At 47.0% G+C, this 12,122-nt stretch carries 9 protein-coding genes; 3 read left to right on the forward strand and 6 right to left on the reverse strand.

The annotated features are described in order from the left end of the window. Window positions 1-159: 159 nt before the first annotated feature. Entirely contained in the window at window positions 160-804 is a 645-nt protein-coding gene (locus HG547_RS11490; RefSeq protein ID WP_037420082.1) for an MBL fold metallo-hydrolase, read from the reverse strand. Window positions 805-983: 179 nt separating this feature from the next. On the opposite strand from HG547_RS11490, the gene HG547_RS11495 reads away from it, so the two are divergent. Further along, entirely contained in the window at window positions 984-2,273 is a 1,290-nt protein-coding gene (locus HG547_RS11495) for an alpha/beta fold hydrolase (RefSeq protein ID WP_169547895.1), read from the forward strand. 218 nt (window positions 2,274-2,491) lie between these two features. Here the strand turns inward: HG547_RS11495 and HG547_RS11500 are convergent, their stop codons facing one another. The 3 genes from HG547_RS11500 to HG547_RS11510 are packed head-to-tail and all read right to left on the reverse strand — an operon-like array spanning window position 2,492 to window position 6,143. Further along, entirely contained in the window at window positions 2,492-2,875 is a 384-nt protein-coding gene (locus tag HG547_RS11500; RefSeq protein ID WP_169547896.1) for a cytochrome c3 family protein, read from the reverse strand. Window positions 2,876-2,916: 41 nt separating this feature from the next. Further along, complete coding sequence (locus HG547_RS11505) at window positions 2,917-4,554, reverse strand: aromatic amino acid ammonia-lyase (RefSeq protein WP_169547897.1); 1,638 nt, start codon at window positions 4,552-4,554, stop codon at window positions 2,917-2,919. 35 nt (window positions 4,555-4,589) lie between these two features. After that, window positions 4,590-6,143 carry a flavocytochrome c gene (locus HG547_RS11510; protein WP_144345088.1) on the reverse strand — a complete coding sequence of 518 codons (1,554 nt, stop codon included), beginning with the start codon at window positions 6,141-6,143 and terminating at the stop codon, window positions 4,590-4,592. Between the two features lie 165 nt (window positions 6,144-6,308). Between HG547_RS11510 and HG547_RS11515 the strand changes: the two genes are divergently transcribed. After that, window positions 6,309-7,835 (forward strand): sigma-54 dependent transcriptional regulator, encoded by a 1,527-nt coding sequence (locus HG547_RS11515; protein WP_088585382.1) that lies wholly within the window; start codon window positions 6,309-6,311, stop codon window positions 7,833-7,835. Window positions 7,836-7,925: 90 nt separating this feature from the next. Here HG547_RS11515 and HG547_RS11520 read toward each other — a convergent pair whose 3' ends face one another. Beyond that, window positions 7,926-9,095 carry a porin gene (locus HG547_RS11520; protein WP_169547898.1) on the reverse strand — a complete coding sequence of 390 codons (1,170 nt, stop codon included), beginning with the start codon at window positions 9,093-9,095 and terminating at the stop codon, window positions 7,926-7,928. Window positions 9,096-9,344: 249 nt separating this feature from the next. Then, entirely contained in the window at window positions 9,345-11,471 is a 2,127-nt protein-coding gene (locus HG547_RS11525) for a DNA topoisomerase III (protein WP_169547899.1), read from the reverse strand. 201 nt (window positions 11,472-11,672) lie between these two features. On the opposite strand from HG547_RS11525, the gene HG547_RS11530 reads away from it, so the two are divergent. Beyond that, window positions 11,673-11,960: a hypothetical protein gene (locus tag HG547_RS11530; protein WP_169547900.1), complete on the forward strand. Its 288-nt coding sequence runs from the start codon at window positions 11,673-11,675 to the stop codon at window positions 11,958-11,960. Window positions 11,961-12,122 lie beyond the last annotated feature (162 nt).

Here is a 12,122-nt window from a genome sequence, read left to right on the forward strand (position 1 = left end):
AATAGATAGTTGCGGATAAATCTAACTAAAAAGACCCAAGATGTGTGTCAAGCAGAGATGAGGTTTGCAGGTTTAATCAGGCACAGTAAATATGAATTGTACCTGATTAAAACTCGCATTTTGGCTGATATTAAGTCAATCGACGCAGTGTTATGCAACTTAGAGCAGTAACTGATCAGCCACAAAGGGATTATGTTCACGCTCTTCGCCAAAGGTAGACATAGGTCCGTGGCCAGGAATAAATTCCACGTCAGCGCCTAAAGGCCAGAGTTTAGAGGTGATTGAATGGATCAAGCTTTGATGATTTGACTGAGGAAAATCAGTACGGCCAATCGAGCTTCTAAAGAGAATATCTCCGACCCATGCAAGCTTGGATGAGGCCGAATAAAACGCCACATGTCCTGGTGTGTGGCCAGGACAATGCAGCACAGTCAAACTTTGCTCGCCCACGGTGACGGTATCGCCATCACACAGGTATCGATCGGGTTCAAAGGCATCACAGTGGGGAAAACCAAAGTTTTGACTCTGTTTAGGCAGATTTTCAATCCAAAACTTATCCGCCTCATGTGGACCAACGATGGGTACATTCGTTTGTTGTGCTAATAACTTAGCACCGCCAACATGATCAATATGACCATGAGTGAGTAACACTTTTTCAAGGGTCAGCCCTAATTTAGTGACTTCACCTAAAATACGGTCAACGTTCCCTCCCGGATCGACAACCGCTGCATGCTTAGTTTTTTCACACCAGATCAAGCTGCAATTCTGCTGGAAAGGTGTCACAGGAATAATTTGGTACTTCATAGCTTCAATCTCGTGTTATCCATAGCCGATAGATTACGCTAAGAGGGTTATCATGGCTCAATTTTTTATAATAAAAATTGATCTCAACCAAAGGCTAATCAAATAATCCTAACTTGCGACAACAGGGCTTTTGTATACAATCTGCCATAAATAACAAGCCTAGCCCTTAAGGTCAATTGATGAAACCCGATATGATGCTCGCTGGTGTTTTCGCCAAGAAACACACATTTACTTTGCCACTCAACTACCAACAACCCATTGGTGAGCAGATTACTGTGTTTGCGAGAGAACTTTGCGCCATTGAAAATAAAGATAAAAAATTACCCTATATCGTCTTTTTCCAAGGAGGTCCTGGCTTTGCTGCTATGCGGCCCGCCAGCAATAGCGGCTGGATCCGTCGAGCACTCAAAGAGTTTAGAGTCTTATTGCTCGATCAACGGGGCACAGGCCTTTCTAGCCCCATCAATTATCAGAGCCTCAGTCACTTACCCCCTGAGCAACAGGCCGAATATTTAAGCCATTTTAGAGCCGACAATATCATCCGTGACGCCGAATCAATCCGCACCCAGCTCTGCCCCGCCGATAAATGGGCTATCCTCGGTCAAAGCTTTGGTGGTTTCTGCGTGCTGCACTACTTAAGTGCTGCGCCTCAGGGCGTAAGTGAAGCCTATATCACAGGTGGTATTCCTTCCTTCACGCGCAGCAGTGATGAGGTTTATCAAGCCACCTATCAGCGCGTACTCGCCAAGAATAAGGACTTCTTCCAGCGCTTCCACGATGCGCAGCATCTGGTGACTCGCCTCGCCAAACATTTACTCGAACATCCAGTGCAGTTAGCCACGGGTGAACGCCTCACGGTTGAAATGCTGCAACTGCTTGGCATTAATTTAGGCATGGAGCAAGGCCCTGAGTCAGTCTACTATTTACTTGAACAGGCCCTAGTGCACTCGCCCCAAGGTGATTATGTCAACCCGCTGTTTTTAAATCATTTCTGCCAATTACTCGACTATAACACCAACCCAATTTTTGCCCTGTTACACGAGGCCATCTACTGCCAACACAGTGCGTCACAGTGGTCTGCCCATAGGGTACGGGAGCAGTATCCGGCCTTTAACTATCAAGTGGGTAAGCCTTTCCTGTTTACTGGCGAGATGATTTACCCTTGGATGTTTGAACAATTTAGCCATTTAGCGCCACTTAAAGCCGCAGCCAATATTCTTGCCCATAAAACGGACTGGCCAGCGCTATACAATCTTGAGCAGCTCAGCCAAAACCGCGTCCCAGTTGCGGCCGCGATTTATAGCGAAGATATGTATGTCGAGATGGATTTCAGCCTAGAAACCACCAAACAGGTAGCGCACCTAAAGTATTGGTTAACCTCAGAATATGAACACAATGGTATTCGAATGGATGGCGAGCGGATCTTAGATAAGCTCATCAGTCTCAACCGCGGTGAACTCTTAAGATAAATGTTAATTTTAAGGGTTAATTAAGTAAAAGCTGTCATTGTGTGCAGGCTCCTCATCCAAATGAGTGATTTTGGCTACAACGTTCAACGACCTATTTTCCGTGAGAGTAATCCGAGTTGGATTACTCTTTTTTTTGCTGAAAAAATGCACTCAACAAAGTTGAGTGCATGACAATAATCGTCAAAATACAGGGGAGCGGGTGTTTAACGAGGATGAAATTAACGTTTCATTTGGGGATAAGTAAACTCATGGCATTGATTGCAATAGACTTTACTTTCTTTGTGTTCCTGATGGCAGTAAGTACAAGGCAGATCAGTACCATAATGCAGACTGTTATGGGGATTCGGCTCAACCGAATGACCCGCATCCGCAGGGCGCGCAGTCAACTTAGCCACTTCCTCGGGTGATCCATGACAACGACTGCAAGTCGCAGCATCGGGAACGGTTTTACGTTTTGCATCACCGTGGCATGCCGCACAATCGACTTTACCATCGGCTCCAGTCATTACCTCTTTATGGTAATCCTTGATATTCATTGCATTAGCAGCCATAGGTGCTGCCAGCATGGCACCGAGTAATAGAATAAATACGGGTTTTAACATCAGAGTCTTCCTAGGCGGGGCATGGTGCCCCGCATCGCAGATTAATAGTGTGTAATAAAGTCAGTCGACGCTTGGATGTCCGGCGTGAATGGGCGATCTTTCGCAACAAAAGGCACTTTCTCGCGGTAAGCCTTGTACATGGCTTGCGTCGCTTTACCAAGTTGCAGCTCAGGATTCGCTTGTTTGCGTAAATCAATCGCTTGAGTTGAATGTAGCAGCTCTAAACCATAGATAACTCGCGTGTTATCCACGATTTGGATCAGGTTATCCGACGCTAACTTAAGGTTAGTGAAGGTATCTTCAATACCACCAGCGATAGAAATCCCATCGAAGGAGACTGGCGTCGCTAACTGCTTGTTACGCACTTGCATATCCACAAAGGCTTTTTGAATCGCACCAAAGGCATGGCCTTGGTTTTCAGGCGCACTTAGGAAGCGCGTCAGCTTAGTAAAGTGTTCATCGGACAAATGAATCGTACGCATCACACTGTTATGGGACACATGGGTCAAGGCCACACTCAGGTTTTGCACCGCGAGAGCCACAGGCAGCGGCTCAAAGTTAGTGGTTGGGAATACACCACCCTGCCCTTCAACCAAATACTTAGCCACTTGTGGGAACTGTGCATACTGGTTTGAGGCACCCACAATTACTGCGGGGTTATCATCTGAATGATTGATTTGGATATTGAGTACTTCATCCAATGAAGCTAAGGCCTGTTCGGCGCCAGCAAAAGTATAAGCTGTCGTTCTAAAGCTCAGCGGATCTTGCAAAGGACGCTCATCATTCAGCTGCCATAAATAGCTGCCATCGAGTTGTTTTAAAATGTCACTAGCGGCGGTTTTAATATAAGGGAATGGGCGAATATCATTGGTTTGTGGCAAGAATGGCGCCACGTTACCGTTTAATCCCTCAAGGCTTAAGCCAAAGACGGTGGGCGACACGACCAATAGTTGCTTCGCCTCGCGGTAACCTTGCATTGCATACGCCACGGCAAAGGCGTTGTTAGATAAAATCGACAGCGCATCTTTCCCCATTGGGACTAATGGCGTAATGCCCGCATCAGCCATCGCCTCTTTACTGCTAACACGCTGACCTTTATAGAATACTTCCCACTCGCCAACCATGGCTAAACCGACATGGGATGAGAGTAGAATGTCCGCCTCACCTACCGTGCCCTTGGCTGGGATCACAGGTGTCAACCCCTTGTTAAGATAAGCTTCATAAAGCTCTGCCACCACAGGCTGCACACCGGTTTGTCCGGCTAGCATAGTATTTAACCGCACAGCTAATGCCAAACGTGTTAAGCGGATGGGCGCAGCGTCACCCACGCCTGCACTATGAGCACGAAAAGTACTAAAGTTAAAACTTCTTGAGGCATCGAGTACTGCATCACTCAATTTGCCATTAGCATCGAACAGTTTGTGGTCTTTATTAAGTCCAACACCTACGGTTAGACCATAAACGGGTTTACCTAGACGTGCGGCTTCCATCAATAGCTCGTGTGCTTTCACTAATTGGGTTTTCGCTTGTGGAGCAATTTTTACTTTAGCGCCATCGGCAATTGCCCAAGCTTGGTCTTGGGTTAAATGTTTACCATCAAGCACGACTTGCTCCATCGCTAACGCACTGCCTGAGAGTAAGCTCAAGGTGAGTGAAGCCATCAACACTGATTTATTCATAATCATCTCCAACATTTTGTTATATTTAGTAAAATCTAGGCTTGCTTAAGTGTCACAGCACTCGCTGCGGCGCAGTTACGGCCAGCGTTACGCCCCGTCACCACCCCTTCAGCAACGGCGCAGGCACCTAATCGACTTGCACCGTGGATACCACCGGTTGCTTCGCCAGCGGCATATAATCCGGGGATGGCTTTATTGCTGACCAAATGCAGCACTTCGGATTGGGTATTTACCTTCACGCCGCCCATGCAGTAATGCACCTTCGGCCACATGCGCACCGCATACCAAGGTCCTTTGTCTAGCACGATGGCCTCTTGCATTGGTCGATCGAATTCTTTATCTACACCAGTCTTAACCGCCTCATTCCAGCGCTCGACTTGCGCCTTTAACGCCTTAGCAGGCATGCCGTAAATAGCAGCCAGTTCGTCTAAGGTCTCGGCTTTGCTGATGACGTTATATTTCAGTCCCCAATCTAGGGTTTGCGCCTTGCTGGCACCGGCGGCATTGGTAAAACCGATGGGGTAGACAGGCTGTCCCTTTTCATCTCGTCTGGTCATAATGGCGTCGGCCCGCGCCTTACGGTCGGCTAATTCATTGAAGAAACGCTCGCCGGTGCGTACATCGACAACAATGCCGTGGGGATAAGTGGCAATAGTGTTGAATTGTGAAGCCGTGCCAAACCCCTTCTCGTCAGGAGATGCCCAGGGACCGAGTTGAATTTGGTCTAAATGAATGGGATTGGCCCCAATCAGCATCATTTGCTTGAGTGCCTCAGAGGTGGCACCTGCATGGTTGGTTGAATCTAAATCACTATTTAACTCAGGTAATTGCATCATGCGGTATTCGATATCACGGCCAAAACCACCGGTCGCCATAATCACGCCGCGGCGCGCGCCGATACGGCGTATTTTACCCGTGCGCTCATTGGGAAAATAAAAACCTTCACGAACTTCGACACCGATCACCCGTCCAGCCTCATCTTTTACAAAGCCTTCGAGCTTGGTCTGATTTTTCATGATGACGCCCTTGTCACGCGCAGCTTTGATCAAAGGACGAATAATGCCCGCACCTGAGCTTTCAACGGTTTGCAGTACCCGTTGTACTGAGTGACCGCCAAAATGTTGTACAAAGGGCTTCCAGTGAACACCGTAATCAATTAGCCATTGGCAAGATTCTGCTGTGCCGTTGCACACCAGTTTAAGCATTTCAACATCGTTCATGCCGCGGCCTGCCCGTAACATGTCTTCGACCATGGCATCGACTGAGTCTTCAATCCCAGCCTGCTTCTGTAGGACAGAACCTGCTACCGCCATCGCACCGCCGTTGATGGTCGAGTTGCCACCAAAGACAGGCATTTTATCGATAATCATCACGCTCACACCGGCCTCTCTGGCTTGCAGCGCTGCTGACATACCAGCAAAACCGCTGCCAACAACCAGCACATCCACTATTTCATCAAAGCTGACAGGGGCCGAATCACAACTTGCTGTGGCAGGCAGCGCCATACTTGCCCCCAGCCCTGCGGCTATGACCATGCCTCCCTTTAGTAACTGGCGACGCCCCGCATTAATATCTTGGGTTTTACTCATGCTGATTTCCTTCAATAATCACTGGAACTTGTCAGCATGAAAGTGCAGGTGCTGTGCCAAGCACCTAAAAGGAAGTATTTAAGTGGTGAATTTTGATTGCAGGCACAAAATCACGAAATATAAAGATCTACAATCACGATACTTAGTGATCAACTTGAAATATCAATGGAAAAACACTTTTATTACGAATCAACCCTAAGGCTCTGTAGTAGTCTGCAACTGGAGAAATCCCTACAGAGCTACTTTGAGTTTATTCGGGATGAACTGCCCATTGATGGGCTATTTGTGAACATTTTCCGCAAACAATTTAATGATATACAGTTTATTGCCCATGTAGATGACACCCAATGTTGTACGCTCGATAAGCGTGTCCAAATTCCTGAAAAAATGGCGCAATACTTAGAAGATCCCGAGCGACCAAGGGTTAGAATTGTTAATGATATTGAGCATGATCCTGTTACTGCATTAGTCGCACCTCAGGTGATTAAAGATATTCGGTCACTGATTATCCTGCGAATGTCGATAGAAAATACTCATCTTGGAATCGTTGGCTTTTACGCCAAAACGACAGGGGTATTTAGACCACGTCACGCCGACTTAATCGCGCCGCATATGCAGAACTTAGCGCTGATCACGGCGCTAAATTTAAGGGATCGAAACTTACTCAAAGAAAATGAAGCGCTCTCAAAACAAAACGTCAGTCTGCGCCGCACTTTAGATATTCAAAATGGCGTGGTTGGTGCCAATTCGGGCCTAAAACAGGTGATGCAGCAGGTGCAATCCATCGCCAAAATCAACACCACAGTGTTAATGCTGGGAGAAACCGGCTGCGGTAAGGAAGTCATCGCCAACGCCATTCACGAGCTGTCGGAACGTTCGGGTAAACCTTTTATCAAGGTTAACTGTGGCGCTATCCCTGATACCTTGATTGACTCCGAGCTTTTTGGTTATGAAAAAGGCGCATTTACAGGTGCCGATTCGCGCAAAATTGGTTACTTCGAACAAGCCAACGGCGGCACAATTTTCTTGGATGAGATTGGCGAGCTACCGCTTTCGGCCCAAGTTAGACTACTCAGGGTTCTACAAAATAGTTGTATCACCCGTGTTGGCGGCCACGATGCAGTGCAACTTGATATTCGTATTATCGCGGCGACCCACAGAAACCTTCAAGCTATGGTGCACAGAGAAGTGTTCCGTGAAGATCTCTGGTATCGACTGGCGATTTTCCCCATCGAGATCCCGTCACTCAGACAAAGACGCACAGATATTCCTCTGTTAGTGCAACATTTTGTCGAGCAGCTCAGTGCCAAGTTTAATTTGCCGCAGTTACCAAGGATTGCACCAGAACAGTTGAATATCCTCAATCAATATGGCTGGCCCGGCAATGTGCGAGAACTTATCAATGTGCTTGAGCGCGCCATGATCCAGCATCCTGCAGGTCCGCTTGACTTTCGTTTTCTGGTTCCACAACACTGTGAAGAAGTGAAAACCCCATCAAATCAAACCGTGATTATCGATCCAAGCCATGCCAGCGATAAGCTGGTGCCGCTAGAGGTGATGACCAAAAAATACATCAACCATGCCTTAAGGATCACGGGGGGTAAACTCTATGGCCCGGGCGGTGCCGCTGAATTACTGGATATCAATGCTAATACCCTGCGCAGTAAAATGAAGAAGTTAGGGATTGTTTAACTCTTTGAGTAGAAATGGATAGTTATAATAAAGGCCACAATCTGTGGCCTTTGATTTATGCTGCCGAATTAGTCGCTCAAGTCATTGAACTTAGAAGAAATAACGAATACCAACGGCGTAGTTGTTATCTTGTAGGTCTTCGTAGGCTTTATCGTCCATATCGCTGAAATCGATTTTGGCTTCGGCATACATGATGGTGTCGCGGCTATAGCGATAATGCAGACCAAGCACAGCAAACTGACGGGTCCATTTACCTTGAATTGCCGTGTTTTCATCGGTATCCAAATCCTGGTAAGTCAGCAGTAGGCTAGGCACGAATCCATTATCATAGTGGTAGGCGACGATAAATTCAGCACCAGTTGAGTCGTACAGTTCGCCCCCCACTAACTCGTTTTGCTCACTCTTATGGGCGTTAAAACCAACATACAATCCCTTAGCATCACGACCCGGTGCATATTGATAGAAACTGCCGTATTGTGCGCCGATACCGATGATTTGGTTGGTGTTGTCTACGTCTTTACCCGCAAGATTGCCAGTGAAGTCGCCACGGTTAAAACCTGCTAACACCTTAAATTTATCAGTGAAATAGTAAGTCGCACTCGCACCATAGCTTGGGTCGAAGCTCAGCTCAGAACCATCGTTTAAGGCGTGACCCTGGTTGTCATAAATTGCTACATCGCTATTTTGCTTAGAAGCGTATTGCACCGCGATATGTAGATTGCCAAAAGTATTACGGTATTGCAGCGCCGCATCGGCACGTCCAGCCCCCGTTAACCCCCCATCACCGAAGGTATAAGCACCGACCGACCAGCCAGTAAACGCATTGAGCACATCCGTGGTATAGGCAACATCGTAGTAAGCTCCCCACTGCTTACCAAAGCTGAGGGTGCCCCATTTGTCGTGCGACATGCCAACATAACCTAAGCGGTTAAATAGGAAATCTGAGGTTTTTGAAGCGGATAATTGGCCGCCACCTTGGCCTTGGGTATAAATTAGACCATCGTCGCTGGTGACCATATTAATACCCCATTCAGTATGGGCAAAGGAGCGCCAGCCGTTTTTCTCTTGGCGGTCAAAACGAAATCCCACCCGGGAAAAGTTATCGATAACTGAGGTTTCATGACCATCATTTAACGCCGCAAAGCCTAACCACCCCATCATATTGACACTATTGGTTTGATCGTTATACAGCTCGACCGCATGAGTTGTACCTGTGAGTAACATCGCGGGGATCATCACTGCAAGCAATTTCATTTTCATATCATCTATACCTATTCATTCAGCTAAATCATAAATAATCTTATGATTTGATTGGCTTATTATATTCTCCGGCCAAGGCAAAGCAGTTAGCATGCCACGGAGCAGAAAAGTTGAGTTTCTAGGTATTTTTTAGAAGTGGATCGGCCAATCACGAAATAACGTGATTGGCGGTAATTAAATATCGCGGAATAAATTAAATATCGTTACCAAATCGCGAACATTATCGACAGTTTGATTACATTTGTGTCATCAGGCTTGGGCGGTCGCTTTGCTCGTTCGCCGTCTAGGGACGGTCGGTTTAGCTGTTGTGGATGTGGAAGATGCTGCGGCTGAATTTCTAGCATTTCCTTTTTTAGCGCCCGTTCCGGCTTTTTTCCCGCCAGCAGCGCCTCTGGCTCCCGCTTTTCGATAGACGGACTTTTTAGCTGCTCGCTTAAAACCCTGTCCTTTTAAGCCATTGAGGGCTGAGGGTAATTGGGCGCCCGCATTTTCGATTAAGTGATTTAGCGTCCCCAGCAGTGGCTGCATAAATCCTTGATAAGAGATTTCCTTATGGCAGATGCCATTTAGGCTTGCCTCCCACAGCGCCGTCATATCGGGCGTGGTGGCACTAAGGGGTAAGCTATTGATTAAACCTTTACCCACCTCAGTTGCCACAATTGACTTGCCCAGACGCTGAATAAATCCCCGTTTAAATAACAGTTCAATAATGCCTGCGCGGGTCGCTTCCGTCCCTAAGCCATCGGTTTCCTTTAAAATTTTGCGGATCTCGGGGTCAGTCACATAACGATTAATCCCCGTCATGGCGCTCAGCAAGGTCGCATCGGTAAAGGCTTTGGGGGGCTGAGTTTGCTTCTCGACCAATTCACCTTGGTTGCAGTGAAGGATTTGTCCTAGGGCTAAAGGCGGTAAAATGCCACAAAACACCTCATCTTCTGCATCCTTATCGGTACTTTTATCATCAGTGTTTTTAAGCGATTCTCGCCCCATAGACTCTTTATGTTCATCAGCTTCCCGTGCAAACAGTTGTTTCCAACCTAGGGATTTATCCTGTCTAGCCTTCGTTTTAAAGAGACCACCTTCAATCGTCACTTCGACCGCCGTTTCACTGTAGCAATAGGCGGGGTAAAACTGCGCCAAATACTGGCGGGCAATATGTAGATAAAGCTGCCTTTCCCGCTGGCTTAAACTGCCTAAATTCGGCTGTTTTTCCGTTGGAATAATAGCGTGGTGGGCATCGACTTTTTTATCATCCCACGCCTTAGATTTAAGCCGAGGATTCGGCGCCTCAGCGTGTGCGACTAACTCGGGCGCCCCCACCATAATGGCCGCTAATACACTGCTTGCTAGACCATGTTGCTCTGTAGGTAAATAGCGGCTGTCAGAGCGCGGATAGGTAATCAGCTTATGCCGCTCATATAAACTCTGGCAGGTATCGAGCACCTCCTTAGCGCTCATCCCAAACCGCTTAGCTGCATCAATTTGCAGTGCAGATAAACTGTAAGGCAATGGCGGATTCTGCTGTTTATCCTTAGTGCTTAACTGGGTCACTTTGGCGGGTTTATCGGTGATCCGACGCACCACATTTTGTGCTAAGCCCTTAGCAAGCACTCGCCCTTCTTCGTCCATATAAGGTAAACAGGCTTCACTGGGTTGCCACTTCGCAGTGAAAGATTGTTGTTTATCCGTTACTAAATGCGCTAAGACTTCATAAAAGGGTTTAGATTGAAATCGCGCGATTTCCTCATCGCGGCGCACGATAAGCCCAAGGAGCGGGGTTTGCACTCGACCGACGGATAGCACGCCCTGATAGCCGACCTTTTTCCCTTGGATGGTGTAGGCCCGTGTCATATTCATGCCATAGAGCCAATCGGCACGGCTCCGGGCAAGTGCAGAAGTAGACAAAGGAATAAACTCACGGTTACTACGAAGTTGCGACAAGGCACGTTTCACCGCCTGCGGGTTTAAGTCGCAGATAAGGAGTCGCTGCGTTTGCTGTAATTTATCGCCCGTCACGCCCAAATAGGCGATTACTTCATCAACCAATAATTGCCCTTCCCTGTCTGGATCACCCGCATTCACTAAGGTATCAGCCTGTTTTACCAGCTTTTTAAGTACAGTGAGTTGGCTACGGGTCGCGACCTTAGGTTTAAGCTGCCACTTCTCGGGCACTATGGGTAAATGCTCAAACTTCCACGATTTGAACTCGGGGTTATAGGCATCGGGCTCGGCCTGTTCAAGCAAATGCCCAACACACCAAGACACGCAGTTTCCTTGGGCGTCTTCAATAAACCCGTCACCTTTTTTGTGGGGTTTTGGTAGCACATCGGCGATGGCACGCCCAAGGCTTGGTTTTTCAGCAATATAGAGGATCATATCTATATTAAACACTGGATATAATTACAGTGTAATTTAGCCCAAAGCAGACAATAGTGCAAACAGCCTTCTTTAGCTCAAGAGCCAATTTAGCTCGTTAAGCTCTAACTGAACACTAAAGCTGTGTAAATTTAGTTGAGAATCATTCTCATCTAAATTTATTATTCCTTCCATCACTTAAAGAGGAATCAGGAAAAAGAGATGAATACACTGACCTTGCCCTATCATGCTAAACCCGCATTCAAACCAGCATTAGTATTAAGATTCAATCAATTAATGCTATTTCATAGCCTCTTATTACTGGCATTAAGTCTGCTTTGTGGGATGGTTCTTGAAACATTAAATCTTGAGGTTCCGTTCCTCTCTTGGGCTTTTATCCTGTTTCTACCTGTAGCTGTAAGTCTATCTTTGCTATTAAAACATCGCGTTAGCCGCCGTAGCCTGGCATGGCTCTTTGGACTGTGGATGCTGTTATGGCTGGTAATTTAAGCCAAGTTTTGTTTGCCTTGCACAAATACCGTCCCGGCTATCCACTGTGGCAGAGTTAATAGTCTCAATCAATTCGCCTTATCTCCCCCGCTTTTCTCAATGATTCAAGTTGCTAGATTACAAATCTCAATGCAGCAGAGATAACACGCTGCAAAATAAAGC

It is taken from the genome of Shewanella sp. DNRA4 (genome assembly GCF_012843185.1).
Lineage (GTDB): Bacteria > Pseudomonadota > Gammaproteobacteria > Enterobacterales > Shewanellaceae > Shewanella > Shewanella xiamenensis.